Raw genomic sequence first — 26,195 nt, forward strand, 5'->3', positions numbered from 1 at the left:
ACGCCCGGGCGGTCGGCCCCTTTGCCCCATGTGTCACACGTGTCCCGATATCACCGATTCCGAGGGAGTTCCGGGGGTTTTCCGGACATGTGACGTGTTCCTCAATACCTTGGGCCGAGGGATGGCGTGGCGGACACGGCTCGCGCAGGGAACGGGCACACGAAACGCCCCCTCATGGGGAGAATCATGGTGCGCAAGACCATTCGTCGTGCCCTCGGAGCGGGTCTCACCTCGCTCCTCGTCGTCGTGGGAGCGCTCGCCGGCCAGTCGCCGGCGTACGCCGCCGATCCCGATCCCGGGGTCGACCGTGTCGTGACGCTGCTCGGCGGCAGCGGTGGCACGCGGAACCTCGCCGCCTGGACCACCGGGCTCGCCGGCATCGGCGCGCTCGGGAAGCCGATCCCCTTCGTGTCGGCGAGCCCCGGGGGTCTCGCCGGCGTCGACGACCTGGTCGAGCAGGGCGTCGCCACGGCGCTCGCCGGCACGACGACCTGGGCCGATCTCGCGACGTCGGGGGAGTCGGTCTCGCTGCCTGGTGGTCGCACCGGGACGCTCGACGTGTCCGTCGACGACCTCGGTGAGGGCAAACGCGTCCACGTCAGCCTCGTCGTGACCCGCACGGCGACCCAGCAGGCGCTCGCCGTCAGCTCCGCGAGCCCCAAGGTCGAGCTGTCCTCGCCCAAGGGCGTCACGGCCACCGTCGAGGCCACCCTCTCCCTCTGGGTCGTCTGGACCGGCCCGACCACGAACAAGGTCTACGTCGCGAGCGACGCGGCGCACGCGCCACGGCTCGACGTCGACGTCACGGCCCAGCTGTCGGCCGCCGCCAAGGCAGCCGTCGGCATCCTCGGCGTGTCGCTGAGCAGCACGGACTTCACGGTCAAGGTGCACGCCTTCGCTCGGGTCAACGACCCGAACAACGACGGCGTCCTCGCCTTCGACGCAGCGGCGACGGGTGACGGCGAGCTCGCGGCCGACGGCTCCCTCGCCGGCTTGGTCTCCGCTGCCCTCGACCCGACGGGGTCGCCGTCCGACCCCGGTACCGCAGGCTCGGTGTCCGGCAAGCTGAGCATCGCCGCCGACACGAGCAGCCTTGCGGGAGTGAGCTTCCCGAGCAACGTCGCGGCCGACGTCACCATCGCCTGGGCCGACATCTCCACCGGTGCGCCGACCATCACGGCCCCGACCCTCGCCAGCCTCGTCGGCAAGTTCCAGAACATGAGCCTGCGTGACCTCGCTGACGGGCTCGCCCAGGTGGCGACGGCCCTGACCGGCATACAGGCGGCGAAGTTCGATCCCGACGGTGCCGGACCGCTCCCCACGACCGGCAACCTCGACCTGCCCTTCCTGCGCGGGACCGTCTCCGACGCCGTCAAGGCCAACCAGGTCCTCGTCGACTTCCTCAAGGCCAACGTCGTCCAGCAGCCCGACCCCGACCAGCCGGCACCGCCCGGTTTCGACGCGACGACCGTAGGCAACCCGTCATTCGACTCCCTCCAGGACCTCATCGGCAAGCTCAAGGCGGCGGGCATCGGGCTCGACGACCTCGCGTGGGACCCGACGACGAGCAAGCTGGTCTTCCGCATGCACATGGTGAAGACGGCCCCGTCCGCGGGAGTCTCCATGGACGCCGGTGCCGCGCGCACCTCGCGCCCGTCCGCGACGTATGCCGCCAACGGGCTCACGCTCGATGACGGCACCCAGCCCTGGACGGCGAACCAGTGGACGGGCATGCGCGTCATGGCCGGCACCTCCGCCGGTGAGATCGCCTCGAACACGAAGAACGGACTGACCCTCGCGGGTCCGTGGATCGGCGGGCAGCCGGCTGCGACGACGCCGTTCGTCATCGTCGGACCAGAGGCCCAGCTCGGCGCCGTGACGTTCGGTGACCAGCTGACCGACCAGCCGGTCGCCGGCGGACCCCGACGAGGCATCCTCAAGGCCAACTCCGCCCAGACCTTCGCGACGGTCAAGCCGTCCTTCGCGGCGGACCTGACCCTCGTGCTCGACCTCCAGGACCCCCGTACCGGCAGCGCATGCGTCGGGTTCGAGGGCAACACCGAGGCCTGCCCGTTCGTACAGAGGACCGGGGCGTTCTCGACGAACATCACATCGCTCCCGCTCGGTCCCGACCGCATCATGGTCCGCACCGGCAGTCCGCTTCTCACCGCCGACTTCCCGATCGAGACCGCGGTCGACTTCACCGCCAACGCCGGCTTCTTCCAGGTCCGCCTCAAGGGCAACCTCAAGGTCTGCAACAGCGCCGCCCCGGCGGACTGCTCCGCGGCGGCCGGCTCTGGCCACATGCTCTCGATCGGCCTCAAGCAGGCGGGTGACGCCCAGCACGACATCAGGCTGCGCCAGCTCTTCGCGCAGCTCGTCACCTCGACCCCGACCGGGCCCAGCCAGGCAGGGGACCTGCTCGACGTCGACGTCAACGTGCGAGCGACCGCAGACCTCGACGTGTCGATCCCCGGGGCCGACGGCTTCCTCCCCGCCGGCGCCGACGTCGGCGTCTCGGCGACGTGGAACGACCTGACGAAGCTGTCCGGCGTCGACGGCCCGCAGCTCGACCTCAGCCGGCTCGACCGGATCCTCGCGCTGGACTTCAAGCCCGGGTCGCAGTCCGAGCTGTTCGCCATCGTCCTCAAGACGCTGCAGACGCTCGCGGCCCAGCTCGCCGAGGCGCAGCCGGGCGGTGCCTCCGGTATCTACAGCCAGGAGATCCCCGGCACCGGGACGTCTCTGCGTGACCTCATGCGCCGCGACAGCTCCGGCGTGGGCAGCGACGTGAACTACGGGGCCAACACGCTCCAGCACGTCGGCCGGACCTTCGACGCGTCGTTCGTCGGGCGCACGGTGATCGTCGGCACGCAGGTGGCCGTCGTCGCCTCCGCCTCGGGCGACACGCTCACCCTGACGCAGAACTGGGCGACCAAGCCCGCCGACGACACGGCATACAGCTTCCGGTCGCCCCTCGACGACGCCATCGACATCCTCTCCGCGCACCCGCCGCAGACCATGCAGGACCTCGTCGGGCTGCTCGACGACCGTCTCGGCACGGGCGCCATGCACTTCCGCTACCTCGACGACGGCGGCACCCCGAGCATGGTGCTCGACCTCGACTGGAAGCGTGACTACCGCACCAACGCCCCCCTGCGTCTCGACCTCGGCGGCGACAAGTCCCTCGTCTCCGCGGCCGCGACCGGTCAGGGGTCGGTGCACGTCAAGGGCGGTGTCGACGTCGGCCTCGTCGTCCCGCTCGCGCCGGGAACGGGTCCGGGTGACGCCGCGTCGCTCAAGGTGCTCGCCGACTCCAAGATCGGCATCGCTGCGGCCGCGAGCTTCGACGGCCGGGCCTCCGGCTCGATCGGGCCGTTGACCGTGTCCGCCGGTGATCCGGGCGGCGACCCCGCCCAGCAGGTGAAGCTGCGCGCCGACCTCAGCCTCGAGCTGTCCGACTCGGGCGCCGCCGCCGACACGCCCGTCAGCTTCTCGACCTTCCTGTCCGGCCTCGACGTCAACTTCAACGCCTCGAACACTCCGGTGAGCTGTGGTGAGAGCGGCGTCACGACCCCGCTCATGGTCTGCGGCATCGTCCCGCTGTACGCAACCGTCGCCGGTGGCTCGCCGACCTCCCTCGGCACGGTCGCCCTGCGTCTGGAGGATTCGACCGACCCGTCCGACCTGCTCGACCTGACCGGCAACCTGCCGGCGCCCGACGCCGGCAAGAAACGGTTCGAGGTGCCCGACCTCTCGGCAGCCTTCGCCAACGCGTTCGCGGACTTCACCCAGATCGGCCCCGGCCTGGACGGCTACCTCGAGAAGATCGAGCAGTCCATGCGCCTCGCGGCCTTCGACGGCAAGCTGCCGTTCGTCGGCGAGGACCTCCAGCAGGGCGCCGACTCCATCGGGCGCCTGCGCGCGCAGATCCGGGAGAAGCTCGGTAACGTGCCGGCGAGCCCCAAGGAGGCCCGCGAGTTCGTCAACACCAAGCTCGCCGAGGCCATCACGGCCGCCGGCCTCGAGAAGACGACGCTCGCCGTCGACTACGAGTGCAAGGTCAAGCTCGAGCCCACGACCGCACCGACTCTCGTCGCCACGCCGGCGACGGCCGGCGCGACCTCCTGGCGCTACGAGATCGTCGCGAGCCAGGTCAACGCGTCCGGCTCCGACGCGGACACCGTGCCTTCGGCGCCCAGCGCGGCGACGACGACGTCATGGACCACGCTGGGTGGTGCCAACTCGATCAAGGTCTCGTGGACCGCCAGCGACGGCGCCACCAAGTACAAGGTGCTGCGCAGCAAGGACGGTGGCGCCTACCAGCTCGTCGCCACGGTCGACGCGGCCTCGGGGTCGGCCCAGTCCTTCACCGACGACGGCAGCTCGACCCCGGCGGACTACACACCGGCGACGACGAAACCGATGCTCGTCGACTGCCCGACGACGAGTATCAACGGCGTCAGCATCGCGTTCAACATCAAGGCCGGAACGGTCACGGCCGACGACGGCTGCGTCGCCGGCTCGGGCTGCCTGGGCGACGGCAAGAAGCTGCCGCTCGACATCGGCATCCCCGGCCTCGCTCTCAAGGCCGGCGACGACGACGCCATCACGTACGGGATCGGCCTGCAGCTGCACGTCAAGGCCGGGATCAACACCGACGACGGCTTCGTCATCTACACCCACGACGCCTGGCAGGACGGCGCGGCAGCGCCGGAGTTCGGCCTCGGGGCCCGCTTCGACATGCCGGCCACGATGAAGGCAGAGCTCGCCTTCCTCGACATCGATGTCAAGAAGAACGGCACCGCGCCCCTTTTCGCCGGCGCCTTCCTCGTCGACCTGAAGTCCCGCGACACAACGGAGACCGCCGACTCGGTGCTCACCATCGCCGACATGGCTGCCGGTGACGCGTCGTCCCTCTTCGGGATCGACCTGACCGCCAAGATCAAGGCCGACTGGCTCGTCAAGGCCTCGGTCGACTCGGTCCTGCCCGGCGTACAGGCCAACTTCGTCCTCGACTGGGAGATCGCGAACAAGAACCTCAAGAACCTCGGTGCGCCGTCGATCGAGTTCAAGGACGTCGCCATCGACGCGGGCGGGTTCCTCTCGAACCTGCTCGGGCCGGTGCTCAAGAAGGTCAAGTCGGTGACGGGGCCGCTCCAGCCGGTCATCGACACCCTCTACGCGCCCATCCCGGTGCTCTCCGATCTCAGCCGCATGGCCGGTGGCGGCGACGTCAGCCTCATCACCCTCGCCAAGACCTTCAACACGCTGGCCGGCGGACCGAAGCTCGACTTCGTCGACAAGATCGCGGCTCTCACCACGCTCATCAACAACCTGCCGAAATGCGACGCCCCCGGTGACGCGTGCCTCATCCCCATCGGCAGCTTCGTGGTGAGCGGCGAGAAGGCGCTCGACACGGACGCCTCACCGACGAGCAGCCTCGCGCCGGGCACGGCGAACTCGCTCATCAAGACGGCCAACGCGATCAGCAAGGACCAGGCCAAGACCGCCCTCAACACCAAGGGTGGCAAGGGCAACGTGTTTGGCGCCGGCGGGACCGCGGGCAGCGCGAACAAGTCCGGCTTCACCTTCCCGATCCTCGAGGACCCGGCCTCGGTGTTCAGTCTCCTCATGGGCAGCGACATCTCGCTCGTCGAGTTCGACAGCGGACCCCTGACGCTCGGCTTCACGTGGCGGCAGGCGTTCGGTCCGGTCTACGCGCCGCCGCCCGTCATGGTGACGCTCTCCGGCTCCGCGTCGGTGACGTTGCGCTTCATGGCCGGCCTCGACACCGCTGGCATCAGGTACGCCGTCGAGGCAGCCCAGGCCGGCGCGCCGGTCGACGGCGTCAAGCTCCTCGACGGCCTGTACTTCCGCACGACCGACAGTGACGGCGTGCCGGTGCCCGTCGTGCGTCTCGACGGCGAGATCGCCGCCGGCGCGGCCGTGACGGCGCTGATCATCACCGTCGGCATCGAGGGAGGGCTGCACCTGACCATCGGGTTCCACTGGAACGACCCGAACAACGACGGCAAGTTCCGTGTCAGCGAGTTCCTCCAGACCGCGGTCAACAACCCGCTGTGCCTCTTCACGACGACCGGGCGGCTCAGCCTGTTCCTGCGCCTCTACGTGACGATCGGCTTCTCGCCGTTCAGCGTGTCCTTCTCGATCAACATCGCGGACATCACGCTGCTCGACTTCACGGCACAACCGGACTGCACACCACCCCCACCCCGGCTGGGCGGGACGAGCGGAGACACGCTCGTCGTCTTCGCCGGCCACTTCGGCACCGACGGTGCGCGTGGCGCACCATGGGGAAACTCTGCGGACACCGAGGCCGACGTCGTCAAGGTGACCGCGCTCCGCTTCGCCCAGAAGGCGGGCGACGACGAGGGCACGAACCCCGACTTCGACGGGTTCCAGGTCCAGATGCTCGGCGAGCGCCGGCAGTACCTCGACGCGAACCTCAAGCGGGTCGTGGTCGACGGCCGCGGGTCCTCGACGCCCCTCGTCGTCAGCTTCGTCGGCGACGGCAAGAAGGACTCGAACCCCTCGTCGACGACCAGCCAGGCAGACTTGTCGCTCTTCGACAAGGACGCCGTCGTCTTCGGCACCCCGGGTGACGACCAGATCCAGACCGGCACCGGCAACTCCTGGGTCGACGCGGGCGGCGGCGCGGACCGCGTCGTCACCGCGGACGCAGCCGACAAGGTGGCCCGGGTGGCCGGCGGGGCGGGCGACGACGCCATCACGACGGGGCAGGGTGACGACTTCGTGTCCGGCGACGGCAGCCTGCCCTCGACCACGAAGGCCGTGACCGCAGCCCTCAACGACGAGGACGTCGAGAACTCCAAGCCGAAGATCACCTCGGTGAGCCTCGGCGACGTGGTCGACTGGACGGCGCTCGACGAGGACCCGACGACTCGCCCCCAGGGCGCGGGTGGGCTCGACGTCATCAGCGTGGGTCTCGGTCACAACCGGGTCAACGGCGGTGACGGCGACGACAAGATCGGCGTCGCATCCGACCGGCCGGGCGCCACGACCGGATCGACGATCCGCTCGGCGGGCAACGTCCTCATCGGCGGGCGCGGCAGCGACTCGATCACGGGCGGCTCCGGACCCGACAAGAGCTACGCCTCCACCGAAGGAGCGTTCGGCGTCGACGAGAACGGCACGGCCGACACCCTGACGACGCCTTCGGGCAAGCCCTCGATCCCCAACATCATCGAGACGGGTTCGGGCAACGACGAGGTGTGGGGCAGCGCCGTCGAGGACATCGTGACGAGCCACTCGAAGGGCACGGAGCACGCAAAGATCGTGGGCGGTGGCGGACCCGACGCGCTCGTCGGCGGCTACGGCACGGACGCCCTCTTCGGCGGCCCCGGTGACGACTACGTCATCGCCGAGCCGAGCGAGGTCGGCGCCCGCGGCCTGGACGAGGCGGGCAACGCGCGTGGTCCGGACGTCGTCGACGGCATCGGCTTCGGGGCGTACCGGTTCGTCCGGCACGTCGACCTGCCGGCAGGCGAGTCGTCCTCCAGCAAGACTCTCGTGGGCGGACGCGGCAACGACCACGTCCTCGGGGGCGACGGCCCGGCCGTCGTCTTCGGTGACATGCTGCGGGACGCGGCGACGCTCAACGCGAGTGCCGACGAGACGTGCCGCCCCGGCAGCGCGGTCGCGAGCGACCCTGTGCCCGAGGGCACCTCGAGCGGAGACGGGGACGGCAACGACCTCGTCCTCGGCGGGGCGGGCATCGACACCATCTCGGCCGGCGGCGCGAGCGACCGCGTCCTGGCGGGAGGCGCGGACGACCTCGTCTGCGGCCAGCAGGGTGATGATGTCCTCTTCGGCGGCGACGACGCCGACCGGGTCTGGGGCGGCAGCGGCGACGACCGCGCTTACGGCGACGCCGGTGCCGACCTCGTCTTCGGCAACGCCGGACAGGACCAGCTCTACGGTCAGGACGGCGCGGACGTCATCGAAGGCAACAACGGCTCCGACCGCGCCAGCGGTGGCGACGGCGACGACGTCCTCTACGGCGGTACGCGTGCCGCCGGGCGCGATGATGTCGGCCCCGCCGGTGCGGGTGACATCCTCTCCGGTGACACCGGAACGGACGTCATCATCGGCGACAACGGCACCGTGGATGACCCCGCGTCGGCAGCGGACGCCCCGGCGATCCCGTACGACCTCGCGGGCACGTCGCCCGACGCCGGTCGCGGTGACGAGATCTTCGGTGGCTCCGACGACGACACGGCATACGGCGGACTCGGCAACGACCTCGTCAACGGCGGCGACGACGCCGACCACCTCGAGGGCAACAACGGCTCGGACACCGTCCACGGTGACCGCGGCGAGGACCAGGTCGTCGGTGGCTCGTTCCAGCAGGCAACGGCCGGCGTTGGCCGCCCCGACGCCGGTGACGTCCTCTTCGGGGACGCCGGCCCTGACCTCATCGCGGGCGACAACGCGATCGTCACCGCCGGGGTGACGGCCGCCGACTCGACGCCGGTCACGCGGAACCGCGGCTTCGCACGCACGCACCGCGTCGAGCTGCTCGATCTCGGCACGAGCCCCGTGCTCGCCAACTCGGGGGCCGACCAGGTCTTCGGTGGCGACGAGCAGGACGTCGTGCTCGGCCAGAGCGGCACCGACCGTCTCAAGGGCGACGCGGGTGACGACTACGTCGAGGGTGGACCGGACGTCGACTGGGTCGAGGGCAACCTCGGTGACGACGACCTCGTCGGCGGCAGCTCGACGCCCGCAGGCGGTGCCGGCGTCACGACGGCGGGCCAGCCCGACACCGACGACGTCGTCTTCGGCGGTCCCGGCGACGACGTCGTCCTCGGCGACAACGGCCAGGTGCTGCGCCCCGTCGCGGGTCAGGCACCCACGTCGGTGACGGTCCGGCTCGGGAGCACGCCGGCCACCGCGATGACCACACGCGTCATCGAGCCGTACGACCGGTCGGCGGGTGCGGGCTTCCTCACGACGCCGTCCGCGACGCTCTACGGCTTCGACCGGCTGTCCGGTGGCGACGGCGTCGACGTGCTCGAGGGCCAGGACGGCAACGACGTCGCCACGGGTGACGCCGGCGCCGACCACGTGCAGGGCAACGGGGGAGCCGACGCGCTCTTCGGTGACCTGCCGTTCGGCACGGCTTCGGCGCACGGGACAGCGGCGACGGCCCTGAGCGCCGCGTGGCCCGGGTCGGCCAGCCCGACCGGGCTGCTCCGGGGCACGAGCACCGCTGCCGGTCAGGACGACATCGTCGGTGGCACGCCGGCGCCCGGATACCGCGACGGTGCCGACGTCATCGAGGGCAACGGCGGCGACGACGTGATCCTCGGCGACAACGGCTCCCTCCTGCGCACGCTCGTCGGCGCAGCGGGCGCCCGCTCCGAGAAGGCGTATGCCGACCGCTACCCCGACGGGCCCCTCCCGGCCGACGCGACCGCGTCGCGCACCCACGACCCGGCCCTGCCGGGGCCGAGCACCCGCTTCTGCACCACGGCGCAGGCGACGTGCGAGGTGGTCGGTGCCTTCGGCTCCGACGTCATCTGGGGTGACGACGGCAACGACGGCATCTGGGGCCAGGACGGTGACGACACCGCGTCCGGTGGCTCCGGCGACGACGACCTCTACGGCGAGCTCGGCAACGACCGCCTGACCGGTGACGCCGGTCGGGACGCCATCGTCGGCGACCGCGGTGGGATCGTGAACCAGTACCTCAGCGCGGGCGACAGCCCGGCCGTGTCCACGACCTCGCTCAACAGCCCGCCGAAGGAGAGCTTCACCGGCTTCACGCGGACGGCGTACGACCGTCGCGTCGACCTGCTCCACGACGTCGACGGCGACCAGTGGATCGGCTCGTCGACCGACGCGTCCATGCCGCACAACGGCATGGACGAGGGAGGGCGCGACCTCATCCGTGGCGGCACCGACGACGACACCATCCACGCCGGCTACGGCGACGACGTCGCCAACGGTGACAGCGGCGGCGACGACGTCTTCGGCGGCGACGGTGAGGACGTGCTGTGGGGCGGCCAGGGCTGCGACGCGGGGCTCGACGGCAACACCCCCGACTGCCGCACCGCGGGGGCGTTCGACCCGACGTCGCGTGGCACGGGCGACCGGTTCGTCGACCATCTCTTCGGCGGTGCGGGCGAGTCCGACCCGGCGAAGCAGGACGTCCTCGGCTCCGACCTGCTCGACCTCAGGCCGCGCGGCAGCTACACGCCGGGCGCCGGGTGCACGCTCGGGGACTGGCCGCTGACGTCGGGCACGAAGAAGGCCGTCACGACGGTCGACCCGTGCCTGTGGTTCGAGATGACCGGGACCGACGACGCCGACCCCGCGAACAACAACCACCACCAGGGCACCGACTGGATCTACGGCGGCTGGGACCGCGACGTCATGCAGGGCGACGTGACGGCCAACGGCCCGAACGCCGGCGACCGGCTCATCGACTGGAACGGCGCCTACAACCTGTTCTCGCACTGCAACTCGGCCTACGGCGGCTTCAACGACGTCCGTCAGCACTCGCCGGCGATGCAGGACTTCCTGCAGCAGCTGGCGTGGGCCACGAGCGCCGGCCGGTCGGCCGCCGACGTGACGACGGCAGGGACGTCGGCCTTCCGCGAGCTCGCCCTCGTCCACCCGGGCGAGACCGAGCACGGGGCGGGTGCGGCGTACCCGGGCACGCCGGGCCACTTCGAGGAGGCCGCCTGCCAGAACTGAGCCTCGCTCGAGCGCCCGACAAAGGCTGCGGCGCCGTGGGATCCGAGATCCCACGGCGCCGCAGCCGTGTGTCAGTCGTGTGTCAGTCGTGTGCCTGTCGGGGTCCGTCCGGGGGCCGTCGGAGAGCCGTCAGGCCGGCGGGGCGATGTCCTGCTGGGCCGGCAGCTGGTCCTGGCGCACGATCCCCACCGGGCACGTCATGCCGTTGGGGCCGTGGTTGCAGTAGCCGCCGGGGTTCTTGTGCAGGTAGCCCTGGTGGTAGTCCTCGGCGAGGTAGAACGGGCCTGCGTCGTCCGCCGAGCGGATCTCGGTGGAGATCTGCCCGTAGCCGTTGTCGTCGAGGACCTTCTGGAACGCCTCACGCGTCGCCTCGGCCGCGAGCCGCTGCCCGTCGGTCGTCCAGTAGATCGCCGAGCGGTAGGCGGTGCCGATGTCGTTGCCCTGACGGTTGGCCGTCGTCGGGTCGTGGTTCTCCCAGAAGGCCTTGAGCAGCAGCTCGGGCGACGTCCGCTCGGGGTCGTAGACGACCCGGACGGTCTCGGCGTGCCCGGTGCGGCCGGTGCACGTCTCCTCGTACGTCGGGTGGGGGGTGTAGCCCCCCATGTAGCCCGCGGCCGTGGAGATGACGCCGTCCTGCTTCCAGAAGATCCGCTCGACACCCCAGAAGCAGCCCATCGCGACGTAGAGCACCTCGGAGCCGTCGGGCCACGGGCCCTCGAGCGGGGTGCCGAGCACGACGTGGGTCGGGTTCACGGCATACGGGCGGTCCGCGCGACCCGGGAGGGCCTCGTCGCGGCTGGGCATCTGGGACTTCCTACCGAATCCGAACACCATGCCAGTGTCACATCCTTCGTGCTGGGAGCGTCTTACGTCCCTGTAACGTCCGAGACCCCCTGCGTATGCCGGGTCGCACAGCTGGGGACAAATCACTGGCACCGCCGTGGCAGGGTCGACAGACTCTGGCGCGTGAGCGACGACTTCGAGATCCGACCCATCGACCTGCTCGACCCGGCGTCGCACGACGACGCGGCCCGCTGGATCGAGGTCCACGCCGGCATCCAACGCGACCTCTTCGGCGATCGGGGCAGCGCCTGGACGCTCGAGGAGATCCAGGGCTTCCACCGGGCGGGGGACAAGAAGCGGGTCGACCGGGCCGTCTGGCTGGGGGAGCGGCTCGTCGGCGCGCTCGAGGTCATGCTGCCGACGCGGGACAACCTGCGCCAGGCGATGCTGTGGCTCTCGGTCGAGCGCGGCCACCGCGGACGGGGGATCGGCTCGGCCTTGCTGGCCGAGGCCGAGCGCATCTGCGCCGCCGAGGGCCGCACGACGATCATGGTCGAGACGGAGTGGGCAGAGGGCCGCTCCGACGAGGCGGAGGGCTTCGCGACGCAGCGGGGCTACGCCGTGGGCCAGACGGTGCTGCGCAGCGAGCAACAGCTCCCCGCCGACCGTGACGCGCTGCGTGAAGCGCTGGCGGCCCCGGGGGCCGAGGACTACGTCGTGGAGAGCTGGGTCGACGTGATGCCGGACGAGTGGCTCGACGGCCGTGCCGTGCTCCAGCAGCGGATGAGCACGGACGCCCCGGCCGACGACCTCGACCTCGAGGAGGAGGACTGGGACGCCGACCGGCTGCGAGAGGCGCAGCACCGGGCCAGGGAGTCGGGCCGCCGGGTCGTCGAGTCGGTCGCCCGCCACACGCCGACCGGGCGCCTCGTCGCCTTCACCACCGTCGGGGTCTCCGCGGGCACCCCCGACGTCGGTTACCAGCAGGACACGCTCGTCCTCACGGAGCACCGCGGCCACGGGCTGGGCCTGCGGCTCAAGGCCGCCAACGCGCTGCGGCTCATGGAGGAGCTGCCGGCGGTGACGTCTGTCCGCACGTGGAACGCCGCCTCCAACGAGCACATGCTGGCGGTCAACCGGCAGCTCGGCTACACCGTCGACGGCTACAGCCGGGAGTGGCAGAAGGTCACCGGGAGCGGCGAATGAGCCTGCAGGTCAAGGAGATCGAGCTCGCAGTCGCCGACCCGGCGAGCGAGGCGTGGCTTGAGGTGCACCACGCGGCCAACCGCGGCGTGTGGGGCCCCGCGGCCGAGCGCACGTCGATCGAGGAGGTCGTCGACGTCGCGGCGCGTCGGCACGAGGTGCGGCGTGCGTTCGTCGTCACCGAGGACGGCTCGGACCTCCCCCTCGCTGCGGCGCAGACGATCCGTCGGACCCGCGACAACGTCGGGACCGCCGGCCTCTGGCTCTCGGTCCACCCCGACCACCAGAGGCGCGGGGTCGGCTCGGCCCTCCTCGCCCACTGCGAGCAGGTGCTGCGCGACGACGGGCGCGACCGCATCCACGAGCACAGCGGCGCCCCCGTCGAGAACGGCGACGCCGCAACGGGATTCGCCCTCGCGAACGGCTACGGCCAGACGCTCCTCGACCTCCGTCAGGATCTGCCCCTGCCCGTGGACGACGCCGCGCTGACCGCGCTCGACCCGCGACCCGACCCGGCGGCATACGTCATCGAGACGTCGGTCGACGGGCTTCCCGAGGAGTGGCTCGAGGACCGGGCGCTGCTCGCGCGACGGATGAGCACCGACGCCCCGTCGGGCGACATCGAGCTCGACGAGGAGGACTGGGACGCCGAGCGGGTGCGGCAGGTCTGGAACACGCCGAGTCCCATCTGGGGCGTCGAGTCCGTCGCGCGGCACGTGCCGACCGGGCGGCTCGTGGCCTTCACCGACATCGTCGTGCGACCCGGGCAGCCCGACCTCGCCGTCCAGTCGGACACCCTGGTCCTGCGCGAGCACCGGGGACAGGCGCTGGGCCTGGCCGTCAAGCTCGCGAACCTCCGCGCCCTCCAGCGGGAGCGCCCCGACGCCGCGACCGTGCGCACGTGGAACGCCGACACGAACACCCACATGGTCGCGATCAACGAGCGGATGGGCTTCGTCGTGACGGGCTGGACGCGGGAGTGGGCCAAGGACCTCCGAGGCGCCCCGGGCCGGTGAACCCACGGCGGCCCCGCACCGTCCCGTCGGTCGCGTCGATGTCGGTGACCGGAGGTCGGCGGCGCTCCGGGTCCGCGACCACGGTGTCGGCCAAGCCCTGCTCCGGACGGGCCGGAACCGGGGGAGGGCGCCCGGCGTCCCTGCGGTGCAGCGCACCGGTGGTCGGTGCCGCAGACAGGAGACCTCTCATGCTCCGGACCGCGCTCGTCTCGCTGGCCATCGGCGTCACCCTCGCCGGGTGCACGACGTCCCGGGCGGACGCGCCGTCCGTACCGTCCGGGTCGGTGGCCTCCGAGGACCGCGTGCAGGCGCTCTGGGCCGACCGGACGGCATACGTCGGCGACAACTCGAAGGTCATCGCGCTCGTCGGGGACGCCGGGTTCGGGCCCGCCGGCAGCTACTCGCTGTCGCTGTGGACGACGCGCCCTCCGTATGCCGTGACGATCACCGTCACCGACCCGGCCAAGCCGCTCGACGCGACCGACCTCACCGGTCCGGCCACGCTGCTGCTCGGCACGGTGACCAACCTCGACGCCGTCCACGTCACCGGCCCCGGGCGGACCTTCACGCTGACGGCGCGGGAGGCGACCGCCACGCTCGGGCACGACGTCAAGACGCTGGGCACCGACCGTGCCGCGCTGTCCGACTACGTCCGCTCGCTCGACGACTGAGCGCGCCGGCGGCGACGCGCGACACGCCGGGGCGGGAATGCGAGCGGCCCCGGCTCGGTTGGCACGCGATGGACCACGTCGACAACTGATTATGCCCATCCCAAGGTGGGCTTATAGGTTGGCGGCCGTCCGGAAGCCATCCCGCCGATCCTCCAGGAAGTGCCCACCATGCGTTCGAGGTTCACCCTCACCGCCCTGCTCGCCACGCTCGTCGCCGTCGTCCTCACCGCCTGCAGCACCGGCTCCGGTGGCGGCTCCGACCTCGAGTCCGTCAAGCAGGCAGGCGTCCTGCGCGTCGCGACCGAGGGCACCTACTCGCCGTTCTCGTTCCACGACCCGAAGACGAACGCCCTCACCGGCTACGACGTCGAGGTCGCCGAGGCCGTCGCCGACAAGCTCGGCGTCAAGGTCGAGTACGTCGAGACCCCCTGGGACGCGATCTTCGCCGGCCTCGCCGCCGACCGCTACGACGTCGTCGTCAACCAGGTCACGAAGAACCCCGAGCGCGCCGGCCTCTACGGCCTCAGCAGCACCTACACGTGGTCCGAGGGCGTCATCGCCACCCGCGCGAACGACGCGTCGATCACCTCGCTCGCGAGCCTCGAGGGCAAGAAGTCCGCGCAGAGCCTGACGAGCAACTGGGCCAAGGTCGCCAAGGACGCCGGTGCGCAGGTGGAGTCGGTCGAGGGGTTCACGCAGGCCGTCACCCTCCTCAAGCAGTCGCGCGTCGACGCGACCGTCAACGACAGCCTCGCGGTGCTCGACTACCAGAAGTCGACCGGCGACCGGACGGTGAAGATCGCGGCCAGGACCGGTGACGTCTCCGAGCAGGTCGTCGCGACCCGCAAGGACTCAGATCTCGTCGCCGCTATCGACCAGGCGCTCGCCGACCTCGAGGCCGACGGCACCCTGACGAAGATCTCGCAGAAGTACTTCTCGGCCGACGTCTCGAAGCAGCCCGCCGGCGCCTCTGGTTCGTGATCGGGTCGTGGACGAACAGACGACCCAGCTGATCCTCGACTCGCTGGGCCCGCTGCTGCGGGCCACGGTGACCTCGACGATCCCGCTCACCATCATCAGCTTCGTCCTCGGACTGGTCCTCGCGCTCGGCGTCGCCCTCATGCGGCTGTCGTCGGTGCGCGTGGTCTCGTCCGTGGCGCGTGTCTACATCTCGCTGGTCCGCGGCACGCCGCTGCTGCTGCAGCTCTTCATCATCTACTACGGCCTGCCCGCCCTCGGCGTGCGCTTCGACCCCTTCCCGGCGGCGGTGCTCGCCTTCACGCTCAACGTCGGGGGCTATGCGGCCGAGGTGATCCGGTCGGCCATCCTCTCCGTCCCCAAGGGCCAGTGGGAGGCCGCCTCGACGGTCGGGATGGGCTACGTCACGACGCTGCGCCGGGTCGTCCTGCCGCAGGCCGCGCGCACGGCCATCCCGCCCCTGTCCAACACGCTCATCTCCCTCGTCAAGGACACCTCGCTCGCGTCGACCATCCAGGTCACCGAGCTGCTCCGCGTGGCGCAGGAGGCCGCGGCGCCGACGTACCAGTTCTTCGCCCTCTACGGCGTCGCCGCCGTCTACTACTGGGTCGTCTGCCTCATCCTCTCCTTCGTCCAGACCCGCCTCGAGGAACGACAGAACAGGTACGTCGCGACATGACCGAGCCCACCACGCCCCCGACGCCCGCGGAATCCACTGCGGCACAGTCCGGCCCGCTCGTCGCGGTGTCCGGCCTCGCGAAGTCGTTCGGTGACCACGAGGTGCTCCGGTCGATCGACTTCGAGGTCGCGAGCGGCAGCGTCACCGTCCTCATCGGCCCGTCCGGCTCCGGCAAGACGACGGTGCTGCGCTCGCTCAACGCGCTCGACGTCGCCGACGCCGGGGTCGTCCGCATCGGTGAGGTCGAGGTCGACTTCGCGCAACGTCCGGTGACGAAGCGACAGGTCGCGACCCTCCGGGCCCAGAGCGGCATGGTCTTCCAGTCGCACCACCTCTTCCCGCACCTGACGGTCCTCGAGAACGTCACGGCCGGACCGGTGCTCGCCCAGCGTCGGGACCGCCCGGAGGTGGCGCGGGAGGCGCGTGAGCTGCTGCGACTCGTCGGGCTGGAGGAGAAGGCCGACGCCTATCCCTACCAGCTCTCCGGCGGCCAGCAGCAACGCGTCGGCATCGCCCGGGCGCTCGCCGTCAAGCCCAAGCTCATGCTCTTCGACGAGCCGACGTCGGCGCTCGACCCCGAGCTCGTCGGCGAGGTGCTCGTCGTCATGAAGGACCTGGCGGCACAAGGCTGGACGATGGTCGTCGTGACGCACGAGATCCGCTTCGCCCAGCAGGTCGCCGACCAGGTGCTCTTCATGGACGGCGGCGTCATCGTCGAGCAGGGCACTCCCGACGAGGTGCTGACTCGGCCGCGCACCGAGCGCGCCCGCCAGTTCCTGCACCGGATCCTCGACCCGCTCGACTGAACAGGGCTGCCACGCAGGGCAATCCGAAGGCGTATGCCGTCCGCTCGGCTCAGGCGACGAGGCCGGCTCGGTCGACGGCGCGCTCCACGACGGTCGCCATCTCGGCGTAGCCGCGGTCGTTCGGGTGGAACTTGTCGGACGCGAGCCGGCCACGCCACGAGCGGGGGCCGTCGCGGCGCATGTCGACGAGGACGAGACGGCCGGCGTCGGCGCGCTCGCGCAGCATCGTGTCCACGAGCCGCGCCTCACGGTGCGGGTTGGGCAGGTTCGAAACGAGCGCACCCTCGGGCAACCGGTCGAGCATCGCGGCGAAACGCTCGACGAGACCGCGACGGTGGCGGCGCACGACGACGTCGTTCGAGCCGATGACGACAGTGACGAGGGCAGGCGACGGTCCGTCGGCGGCGAGGGCCTCGAGAGCCGGCAGCTGCCGGTCGAGGACGTCCTCGACCCGGGCGCCGTTGACGCCGAGGTTGACGACGCGGTGGTCCCACCCGCGCACCGCGAGCCGCTCGCTCAGCTGCCCGACCCAGCCGCGGTCGGGGGCGCTCGCGCCGATGCCCTGGGTCATCGAGTCGCCGAGGGCGACCCACAGGGGCCCGCCGCCCTCGGCGGCCACGCGGTTGTGGGACTCCCACCACACGGCATACGGCAGCACCTGCTCCTGGACCGAGCGGATGCCGGGGAAGGCCGTCGAGAGCGCCGACAGCACCGGACCGCGCGGCCGTTCGCTGCGGTTGCTGTAGTCGAAGTCGGGCGCCACCACGGCAGCATCGCAGACGTGGGGGTGACCTCCGCCGCAACGCCGCCGTGGCGGGTGCGGTGCGGAGCCCAACGGCGGTCAGGGGGCCGTCGCCCAGGGCATAGGCTCGTCCTCATGTCTGACGAGCACGGCTTCTCCACACGCGCCATCCACGCCGGCCAGGAGGCCGACGAGCTCACCGGAGCGGTGGTGCCCCCGATCTACCAGGTGTCGACGTACAAGCAGGACGGCATCGGCGGCTTCCGCAACGGCTACGAGTACAGCCGGTCGGCCAACCCGACCCGCACGGCGCTCGAGGAGTGCATCGCCGCGCTCGAGGGCGGCAGCCGCGGCTTCGCGTTCGCGTCCGGCCTCGCCGGCCAGGACACCGTCGCCCGCGCGCTCCTCGTCCCCGGCGACCACGTCGTCGTGCCCAACGACGCCTACGGCGGCACCTACCGCTACTTCAACAAGGTCGCCAAGCCGCAGGGCGTCGAGCACTCCATCGCGAACATGGGCGACGTCGAGGCGGTCCGCGCGGCGATCCGCCCGGGGCAGACGAAGATGGTCTGGGTCGAGACCCCGACGAACCCGCTGCTCGGCATCGCCGACCTCGAGGCCATCGCCGCGATCGCCCACGAGGCCGGTGCGGTTCTCGTCGTCGACAACACCTTCGCGACCGCCTACCTCCAGAGCCCTCTCGCGCTCGGCGCCGACGTCGTCACGCACTCCACGACGAAGTACTCCGGCGGGCACAGCGACGTCGTCGGCGGCGCCGTCGTGACGGCCACGAACATCTCGGTGCCCGGATTCGAGGACGCCGAGGAGCGGATCGCTTTCCACCAGAACAGCATCGGCGGTGTCGCCGGCCCGTTCGACTCCTGGCTGACCCTGCGCGGCCTCAAGACGCTCGCCATCCGCATGGAGCGCCACTGCGACAACGCCGAGAAGGTCGTCGAGTTCCTCGAGGGCCACGACGGCGTCTCCCAGGTGCTCTACCCGGGCCTGCCCGGCCACGCCAACCACGACGTCGCGGCGCGCCAGATGAAGCGCTTCGGCGGCATGGTGAGCTTCCGGATGCGTCGCGGCGAGGACGCCGCCGTCAAGGCGTGCGCGGCGGTGAGGCTGTGGACGCTCGGCGAGTCGCTCGGCGGCGTCGAGTCGCTCATCGAGCACCCGGGTCGCATGACGCACGCGAGCGTCGCCGGCACCGAGCTCGAGGTGCCGTCCGACCTCATCCGCCTGTCGGTCGGCATCGAGGACGTCGACGACCTCGTCGCCGACCTGCGCGAGGCGCTCGACATCCACGGCTGAGCACCACTCGCGACACCGGACCACCACGCATGACGATCCTCGCCGTCGACTTCGGGTCGACCTTCACCAAGGGTGCCCTCCTCGCCGACGACGGCACCGTGCTCGGCACGGCGTCGACCCCGACGACGGGCACGCAGGGTCGGGGCGACATCCTCGACGGCTACCGGACGCTGCGGGGCGCACTCGACGTCCCCGACGACGCGACGGTGCGGGCCTGCTCGAGCGCCGGAGGTGGGCTCCGGCTGGCTGTCGTCGGCTACGAGCGCACCGTCACGGCCCAGGCCGGTCACCGCGTCGGGCTGTCCGCCGGCGCCAAGGTCGTCCACGTCGCGGCGGGGGAGCTGACGACGGCCGACGTCGCGGGCATCCGGGCGTCCCGACCGGACATGATCCTGCTCGTCGGCGGCACCGACGGCGGCAACGGCAACGTCCTGCTGCACAACGCCGGCCGGCTCGCCAAGGGCGCGATCGGCGGCCACGGCGCGCACGCGGTGCCGGTCGTCGTCGCCGGCAACGTCGACGCCCGTGACGAGGCGGCGGCCGTCCTCGCGACGACGGGTCGGCCGACGGTCCTCGCCGACAACGTGCTCCCGCAGATCGGGGTCATCGCGCCGGAGTCGGCCCGCGCCGCGATCCGCGACGCCTTCCTGCGCCACGTCATCGGCGGCAAGGGGCTCTCGCGCGACCCGGCCTTCGCCGAGATGGTCGAGGCGGCGACCCCCGACGTCGTCCTGCGCGGCGTCGAGGTGCTGGCGTCGGTGACCGACGGTGGCGACGTCCTCGTCGTCGACATCGGCGGCGCGACGACCGACGTCTACTCGTGCCTGACGCCCGAGGGGGAGGACGCCGGCCTGCGCAAGGACGTCGTGGCGCCGCTCTGGCACGCCCGCACCGTCGAGGGCGACCTCGGCATGCGGTGGAACGCCGAGCACGTCGTCGAGGCCGCCGTGGCCGAGCACCTGCTCGACAGCGTGGCCGACCCCGAGGCGCTGACGGCATATGCCGCCCGTGTCCACGAGCGCCCCGGCTCGCTCCCCGTCGACGACGTCGAGCGGGGCCTCGACCTCGAGCTGGCTCGGCTCGCGGCCCTCGTCGCGGTGCGCCGGCACGCGCGCCCGGCCCAGCCGACCGAGTCGCCGCGGCCGCTCGCGAACGTCACGGCCCTCGTCGGGTCCGGGGGAGTGCTGCGGCACACCGACGCGGCCGGTCGGGACCACGTGCTCGGTGCGGTCCTGTCCGACCACGCCGGCGGCTGGAAGGTGCCGCGCGCGGCCCGCGCGACGGTCGACACGGCATACCTCCTCTTCGCGGCGGGCCTGCTCGCCGACGAGCTCCCCCTCGCCGAGCGCGTAGCCACCCAGATCCCCTGACCGTCGAAAGGCCACGAACCGGGGCCAGGCACCAGGTCCTCAACCGTCGAAAGGCCACAAACCGGGGCTGTCCACACCCCTAGTGAGGCTGCGCGGACTGTCCCCAGGATTATGGGCTGGTCGGCCTTCTCACTCCTCAGGGCGCGATGGTCGAGGCGTGGAACCGTCGTTGCCGCCCTCGCTGCTGGCCAGGCCGTTCTCTGTCCGGGACGCCCTCGGTCTCGGCGTCACGGAGGACTGTCTCCGTGGGGCCGACCTGTGGCGCCCCACCCACGGGGTGCGAACGACCGACCCTCCGCTGGACCTGCTCGAGCGGGCACGTGCCTTCGCCGCGGCATCGCGCTGGCCGTTCGCGTTCTCTCACGTCACGGCCGCACAGCTCCTCGACGTTCCCATCGCGGAGCAGATGGAGGCCGACTGCCAGCTGCACATCATGCGGGGCACGGTGTCCAATCGGATGCGTCGCGACGAGGTGTGCGGTCACCGTGGCTTGGAGTGGCGACGGACCATCTACGTCCACGGCCTCCCGGTCATCGATCCGTGCGACACCTGGGTCGACCTCGGCGAGATGGTGGGAGCCGGCAAGCCGGCTGGTCTCGATGACCTCATCGCGGCCGGTGACGCGGTGGCGAACCTCGTCGGTGCGGTCGAACCACTCAAACGAGCCGTCGAACGGAGGGTCAGACCTCGCGGCAAGGTGACCTTGACGTATGCCATTCCGCGGATTCGGGTGGGGTCGGCATCCGCGATGGAGACCCGGGCGAGGCTGATGATCATTCGTGCCGGGCTGCCCGAACCCCTGCTCAACGAGCCGGTGGTGAGCGAGTCGGACGAGTGGCTGGGGTGTGGTGACTTCGTGTGGCGGAAGGAGCGCGTGGTCGGGGAGTACCAAGGGGTCCGCTGGCACTCCTCCGCTGAGCAGCAGGCGGCCGACGAGATCCGCTTCGAGCGTTTCCGGCGCAACGACTGGACGGTGATCCCGATCGTGAGCGACGACGTGTTTGTCGATGCGGACCGGCAGGAGCGTCTCATCGAGCTCGCCGTCGCGTTGGGCAGGGATCCCGAGACGTTGGCCTTCAACGAGGCCGGGCCGCAGTTCCATGCGCCGCAGCAGTTCCGACGGCCGCGTCGCGGCTGAAGCGCCAGGCTCGCGACGCCCGGCCCGGCCGGCCCGGCCCGGCTGGCCCGGTTTGTGGCCTCTCGACGGTGGGGGAGGCAGTGCCGCGTCCCGGTTTGTGGCCTTTCGACGGTTGGGGTGGGGGTGTGCGAACGGGCCGGGACCCCCTTGTAGGGATCCCGGCCCGTGCGTCAGGCGTCTGCGGTGCTCAGCCGGTGTAGGGCTTCGCGGCGATGATCTTGACGCCGATGGTCTTGCCGTTGGGGGCCTCGTAGCTCGTCTCGTCGCCGACGCTCTTGCCGTTGATGGCGGAGCCCATGGCGGACTTCTCGGAGAAGACCTGCAGGTCGGAGCCGTCGGCGATCTCGCGGTTGCCGAGCAGGAAGGTCTCCTCGTCGCCGAAGATCTCGACCGTCACGAGCATGCCCGGCTCGACGACACCGTCGTCGGGCGGCGTCTCGCCGATCGTCGCGGTCTGGAGCAGCTCGGTGAGCTGGCGGATGCGGGCCTCCATCTTGCCCTGCTCCTCGCGGGCGGCGTGGTATCCGCCGTTCTCCTTGAGGTCGCCCTCCTCGCGGGCCTCCTCGATCTTGCGAGCGATATCGATGCGACCTTCGCCCGTCAGCTGGTCGAGCTCCGCCTTGAGGCGGTCATAGGCCTCCTGGGTCAGGAAGCCAGCGGCAGTCTCGGTCACGGTTGTCACTCCTCGGATGAACAGCGCCCACGCGGTGCTCCGCGTGGGCGCCTGCACAAAAAGAAGGGCCCGAACGGGGATGTCGACAACTCGTATGCCGGTCGGCGACGGGTCCGGGCCCTGGATGAAGGAACAAGGATAACAAAATGAACGGCAAACGTGCAGTTCACGCGGCATTTCCGCGCCGGGCGCCCGCCGTGGAGGCCCGGGTCAGGAGCAGGTCCTGACCTGGCCGGTCACCGCGCGTGAGGTCGTGCGGAGCGTCACCGACTCGTTCGTCGTCTCGTCGGCGCTCGCCGGCACCTGCACCGTGCTCGTCCCCACGGGCGCGAAGTCGCGAGAGAGCGCCTCGACGGTGCACGTCAGGGCCGTGCCGCCGGGCCGGTAGACCTGGAAGTCGACGCGCACCTGCTGGTCGCTGACCACCTTGTAGCCCAGGGTCTGCCAGCTCGGCTGCCCCAGCGTGGACGACAGGCCGAACCAGATGGCGAGGCCGACACCGGCGAGGATGCCGACCGTGCCGACGACCCACCACTTGAGCTGGCCGGGGGCGGGGCGGGGCAGGGTCGTGCGGGACGGCATACGGAGTCCTGGCGGTTCGAGCCCGCGCATCGTCAGGTGCGGGGGAGTGAGAGGATGGCGGTCGGGTCCAGTGTCTCCCATGGCACGGCGAGAGCCGCAGGGACCCGGGCGCCGAGAGGCATCGGGCAACACCAGCCACCCGCGCCCCACACCGACGACTGACGACGACTGACGACGAACAGGGAGCCACGTGGCCGAGGGCATGCGTTTGATGGCGGTGCACGCGCACCCCGACGACGAGTCGAGCAAGGGCGCCGCGACGACGGCCAGGTACGTCGCCGACGGCACGTCCGTCATGGTCGTGTCCTGCACCGGCGGCGAGCGCGGCGACATCCTCAACGAGAAGCTCAAGGACGACCCGCACATCCTGCGCGACATCGCCCAGGTGCGGCGCGACGAGATGAAGGCCGCCCAGGACGTGCTCGGCTGCGAGCACACGTGGCTCGGCTTCGTCGACTCCGGTCTGCCGGAGGGCGACCCGCTGCCGCCGCTGCCCGACGGCTGCTTCGCGCTCGAGGACGTCGACGTGACGACCGAGGCGCTCGTGCGGGTCATCCGCGCGTGGCGCCCCCACGTCATGACGACGTACGACGAGAAGGGCGGCTACCCCCACCCGGACCACATCATGTGCCACACGGTCTCGATGGCGGCCTTCGAGGCGGCGGGCGACCCGACCCGCTACCCGCACGCCGGGGAGCCGTGGCAGCCGCTCAAGATCTACTACAACGGCGGCTGGTCCAAGGACCGCCTCGAGGCGATCCACGACGCGATGCTGGCCGAGGGGCTCGAGAGCCCGTATGCCGAGTGGCTGGCCAACTGGAAGCCGCGGCGTTCGGGCCGCCCGACCACGACGATCGCGTGTGGCGAGTTCTTCGAGACCCGTGACCGTGCGCTCATGGCGCACGCGACGCAGGTCGACCCCGACGGCTTCTGGTTCCAGGTGCCGCTGGAGATCCAGAAGCGGGTGTGGGGCGTCGAGGAGTTCGAGGCCGCGATGTCGTACGTCGAGATCACCGACGGCGAGGACGACCTCTTCGCCGGTCTCGGGACCCCAGCCGAGGCCGACGCGCTCGCCACCCGGACCGACCTCGAGCTCCTCCACGACGGGCGCGTCACCGACGAGCCCGAGCCGGAGGAGGCTGCGCAGGAGTCCGGTCGCGCCCACGGCGACAGCTCGGACACGCACGCCGACGAGGACGCCGAGTCCGACAGCGCGACGGCGGACGTCCGATGAGCGGCGGCGGCAACCTCCCGATCGGTCCCGGCATCTGGGGCTTCATCGCGTTCTTCGTCCTCGCGGTCGCGCTGTGGTTCCTCGTGCGCAACATGAACAGCCGGCTGCGCCGGATGGCCTACCGCGACCGGGACCGCGCCGAGCAGTTCGCCGCGGGCGCCGATGCCGACGGGACGAAGGACGAGCGTCCGGCGACCGACACCCCGAAGCCCGACGCGGACGCCTCGGGAGACGACCCCCGGCCGTCCGGCGAGGCGCCCGGCGAGGCGCCGCGTCCCTGAGACGCAGCGGGCGGCATACGCCCTCGGACACGACGAACGCCCCGGCACGGTGCCGGGGCGTTCGTCATGTCCGTCGAGCAGGGCCTCGAAGGCCACCGGCTCAGGTGGCCGCCTGGTAGCCGATGACGGCGAGCGTCACGGCCGCGAAGTGCGTGAGGAAGCCGCCGAGCGTGAAGGCGTGGAAGACCTCGTGGAAGCCGAACCACCGGGGCCACGGGTTGGGCCGCTTGATGCCGTAGACGATGCCGCCCGCGGTGTACATGAGGCCGCCGAGGCCGATGAGCGAGCCGATGAGCGGGCCGCCCTCGCGCCAGAACGGCACGACGTAGAAGATGGCGGCCCAGCCGAGCGCGAGGTAGAGGGCCGTGTAGAGCCAGCGCGGCGCGCCGACCCAGAAGACCCGGAAGAGGACGCCCGCGATGGCGCCGCCCCAGATGACGAGCAGCAGGAGCCGGGCCTGGTCGGCCGGCAGCAGGGTCACGGCGAACGGCGTGTAGGTGCCGGCGATGATGAGGTAGATGTTCGAGTGGTCGAACCGCTTGAGCAGGCCCGACATCCTGGGGCCCCACGTGCCGCGGTGGTAGACCGCGGAGACGCCGAAGAGCAGGGCCGCGCTGATCGTGAAAACGATCGAGGCCGTGCGCACCGAGCCGGGTTCGGAGACGAGCACGAGGACCAGGCCACCGATGAGGGCGACGGGGAACATGGCGAGGTGCAGCCAGCCGCGCAGGCGGGGCTTGACGATCGCGACGAGGTCGGCGACGGGGGTGCTCGACGCGTCCTCGGTGCCGTGGTCGGCGGTGGGCTCGGGGGTGCGGCTCATCGCCCCACTGTAACCTACGCGACCGTAAGTTACGGCAACGTAGGTTCAAGGTTTCCTGGGAGCAGCTGCCCCGAGGGGGCCTTCACGAGACCGTCACGACGCCCTCACGAAAGCCTCGCGCCGGCTCCCGCCCGACCGCCTCGGCACGTCCATGGGTGAGCGGTACGGTGGGACCGCGGCCCGCCCGGGGCTGCCAGACCGTGACCGGCGATGACACGAGCGAGTCGACGAGGAGGCCCCGTGGGGTGGCGCGATGTGGTCTACGGCGCGTACGAGCGCCGAGTCCTCAAGGACCTCCCCAGGGAGGCGCTCCCGCGGCACGTCGCCGTCATGCTCGACGGCAACCGGCGCTGGGCCCGGGCCCGCGGCGCCGGGACGGCGAGCGGCCACCAGGCCGGGGCCGACAAGATCGAGGAGCTGCTCGAGTGGTGTCGTGAGGCCGGCGTCGAGTACGTCACCCTCTGGCTGCTCTCGACCGACAACCTCCGCCGCGCCGAGGAGGAGCTCGCGCCGCTCCTCAAGATCATCGAGACGGCCGTCGCCGACCTCGCCGAGTCGGGGCACTGGCACCTCAAGATCGTCGGTGCCCTCGACCTGCTGCCGCCCGAGACGGCCGCGAGCCTCAGCGCGTCGGCCGAGCGCACCAAGGACGTCGACGGCATGACCGTCAACGTCGCCGTCGGCTACGGGGGGCGCCGCGAGATCGCCGACGCCGTGCGCGACCTGCTGCTCGCGCGCGCCGCCGACGGCGAGACGATCGAGCAGATCGCCGCGGAGCTCACGGTCGAGGACATCGCCGAGCACCTCTACACCAAGGGCCAGCCCGACCCCGACCTCGTGATCCGCACCTCGGGCGAGCAGCGGCTCGGCGGCTTCCTGCTCTGGCAGAGCGCGACGTCCGAGTTCTACTTCTGCGAGGCGTACTGGCCCGACTTCCGTCACGTCGACTTCCTCCGTGCCCTGAGGGCGTATGCCGGCCGGCACCGTCGCTTCGGCGGCTGACCGGCCGCTCGGCTGACCGGACGGGCGGCCGGCCGCGACACGCCGCACCCGTGGGGAGTGCTCCCCATTGTCCGGGTTGGCGCGGTTGCGTAGGTTGCGGGTGGGCCGAGACGCCGGGGGCGTGCACAGACCGCTCCGAGCCGGCCGGCACCAG

The 26,195-nt window shown here is 71.3% G+C and carries 18 protein-coding genes; 13 read left to right on the forward strand and 5 right to left on the reverse strand.

Annotated features, from left to right (window positions below):
* Positions 1 to 186: 186 nt before the first annotated feature.
* The gene (locus tag ACSSS0_RS16470) at positions 187 to 10,746 is read left to right on the forward strand and encodes a calcium-binding protein (RefSeq protein ID WP_487228836.1); all 10,560 of its coding nucleotides are present in this window, start codon (positions 187 to 189) and stop codon (positions 10,744 to 10,746) included.
* A 129-nt stretch (positions 10,747 to 10,875) separates the two neighbouring features.
* On the opposite strand, the gene msrA is transcribed toward ACSSS0_RS16470, so the two are convergent.
* Entirely contained in the window at positions 10,876 to 11,550 is a 675-nt protein-coding gene (gene msrA / locus ACSSS0_RS16475) for a peptide-methionine (S)-S-oxide reductase MsrA (RefSeq protein ID WP_435986861.1), read from the reverse strand.
* Positions 11,551 to 11,712: 162 nt separating this feature from the next.
* On the opposite strand from msrA, the gene ACSSS0_RS16480 reads away from it, so the two are divergent.
* From ACSSS0_RS16480 to ACSSS0_RS16505, 6 genes are all read left to right on the forward strand, one after another.
* Positions 11,713 to 12,735, forward strand: coding sequence for a GNAT family N-acetyltransferase (locus tag ACSSS0_RS16480; RefSeq protein ID WP_487228837.1), 1,023 nt, complete (start codon positions 11,713 to 11,715; stop codon positions 12,733 to 12,735).
* Positions 12,732 to 13,748 carry a GNAT family N-acetyltransferase gene (locus ACSSS0_RS16485; protein ID WP_487228838.1) on the forward strand — a complete coding sequence of 339 codons (1,017 nt, stop codon included), beginning with the start codon at positions 12,732 to 12,734 and terminating at the stop codon, positions 13,746 to 13,748. Before ACSSS0_RS16480 ends, ACSSS0_RS16485 begins: the two co-directional genes overlap by 4 nt.
* Positions 13,749 to 13,936: 188 nt before the next feature.
* Positions 13,937 to 14,419, forward strand: coding sequence for a DUF4825 domain-containing protein (locus ACSSS0_RS16490; protein ID WP_487228839.1), 483 nt, complete (start codon positions 13,937 to 13,939; stop codon positions 14,417 to 14,419).
* 168 nt (positions 14,420 to 14,587) lie between these two features.
* A complete protein-coding gene (locus tag ACSSS0_RS16495) occupies positions 14,588 to 15,400 on the forward strand; it encodes an amino acid ABC transporter substrate-binding protein (RefSeq protein ID WP_487228840.1) in 813 nt (270 codons plus the stop codon).
* A 7-nt stretch (positions 15,401 to 15,407) separates the two neighbouring features.
* Complete coding sequence (locus tag ACSSS0_RS16500) at positions 15,408 to 16,076, forward strand: amino acid ABC transporter permease (protein WP_435986856.1); 669 nt, start codon at positions 15,408 to 15,410, stop codon at positions 16,074 to 16,076.
* Positions 16,073 to 16,882 (forward strand): amino acid ABC transporter ATP-binding protein, encoded by an 810-nt coding sequence (locus ACSSS0_RS16505; RefSeq protein ID WP_487228841.1) that lies wholly within the window; start codon positions 16,073 to 16,075, stop codon positions 16,880 to 16,882. Before ACSSS0_RS16500 ends, ACSSS0_RS16505 begins: the two co-directional genes overlap by 4 nt.
* Before the next feature lie 49 nt (positions 16,883 to 16,931).
* Here the strand turns inward: ACSSS0_RS16505 and ACSSS0_RS16510 are convergent, their stop codons facing one another.
* Positions 16,932 to 17,645: an SGNH/GDSL hydrolase family protein gene (locus ACSSS0_RS16510; protein WP_487228842.1), complete on the reverse strand. Its 714-nt coding sequence runs from the start codon at positions 17,643 to 17,645 to the stop codon at positions 16,932 to 16,934.
* A 114-nt stretch (positions 17,646 to 17,759) separates the two neighbouring features.
* Here ACSSS0_RS16510 and ACSSS0_RS16515 point away from each other — a divergent pair, with 114 nt between their 5' ends.
* The 3 genes from ACSSS0_RS16515 to ACSSS0_RS16525 all read left to right on the forward strand — a co-directional run bounded on the left by ACSSS0_RS16515 (position 17,760) and on the right by ACSSS0_RS16525 (position 21,446).
* Positions 17,760 to 18,938, forward strand: coding sequence for a cystathionine gamma-synthase (locus tag ACSSS0_RS16515; protein ID WP_487228843.1), 1,179 nt, complete (start codon positions 17,760 to 17,762; stop codon positions 18,936 to 18,938).
* Between the two features lie 29 nt (positions 18,939 to 18,967).
* Positions 18,968 to 20,308 carry a glutamate mutase L gene (locus tag ACSSS0_RS16520; protein ID WP_487228844.1) on the forward strand — a complete coding sequence of 447 codons (1,341 nt, stop codon included), beginning with the start codon at positions 18,968 to 18,970 and terminating at the stop codon, positions 20,306 to 20,308.
* A 157-nt stretch (positions 20,309 to 20,465) separates the two neighbouring features.
* Positions 20,466 to 21,446 carry a hypothetical protein gene (locus tag ACSSS0_RS16525; protein WP_487228845.1) on the forward strand — a complete coding sequence of 327 codons (981 nt, stop codon included), beginning with the start codon at positions 20,466 to 20,468 and terminating at the stop codon, positions 21,444 to 21,446.
* Positions 21,447 to 21,633: 187 nt separating this feature from the next.
* On the opposite strand, the gene greA is transcribed toward ACSSS0_RS16525, so the two are convergent.
* Both greA and ACSSS0_RS16535 read right to left on the reverse strand, forming a co-directional pair.
* Positions 21,634 to 22,119 (reverse strand): transcription elongation factor GreA, encoded by a 486-nt coding sequence (gene greA / locus ACSSS0_RS16530; protein ID WP_435986850.1) that lies wholly within the window; start codon positions 22,117 to 22,119, stop codon positions 21,634 to 21,636.
* Between the two features lie 210 nt (positions 22,120 to 22,329).
* Positions 22,330 to 22,701: a DUF4307 domain-containing protein gene (locus tag ACSSS0_RS16535; RefSeq protein ID WP_487228846.1), complete on the reverse strand. Its 372-nt coding sequence runs from the start codon at positions 22,699 to 22,701 to the stop codon at positions 22,330 to 22,332.
* 211 nt (positions 22,702 to 22,912) lie between these two features.
* On the opposite strand from ACSSS0_RS16535, the gene mca reads away from it, so the two are divergent.
* Positions 22,913 to 23,935: a mycothiol conjugate amidase Mca gene (gene mca / locus ACSSS0_RS16540; RefSeq protein WP_487231219.1), complete on the forward strand. Its 1,023-nt coding sequence runs from the start codon at positions 22,913 to 22,915 to the stop codon at positions 23,933 to 23,935.
* Positions 23,932 to 24,216, forward strand: coding sequence for a hypothetical protein (locus ACSSS0_RS16545; protein WP_487228847.1), 285 nt, complete (start codon positions 23,932 to 23,934; stop codon positions 24,214 to 24,216). The genes mca and ACSSS0_RS16545 overlap by 4 nt, the downstream gene beginning before the upstream one ends.
* Before the next feature lie 100 nt (positions 24,217 to 24,316).
* On the opposite strand, the gene trhA is transcribed toward ACSSS0_RS16545, so the two are convergent.
* Entirely contained in the window at positions 24,317 to 25,039 is a 723-nt protein-coding gene (trhA, locus tag ACSSS0_RS16550; protein ID WP_487228848.1) for a PAQR family membrane homeostasis protein TrhA, read from the reverse strand.
* A gap of 210 nt (positions 25,040 to 25,249) precedes the next feature.
* On the opposite strand from trhA, the gene ACSSS0_RS16555 reads away from it, so the two are divergent.
* The gene (locus tag ACSSS0_RS16555; protein WP_487228849.1) at positions 25,250 to 26,041 is read left to right on the forward strand and encodes an isoprenyl transferase; all 792 of its coding nucleotides are present in this window, start codon (positions 25,250 to 25,252) and stop codon (positions 26,039 to 26,041) included.
* Positions 26,042 to 26,195: the final 154 nt, after the last annotated feature.

This window comes from Terrabacter sp. R4-6 (assembly GCF_057529065.1).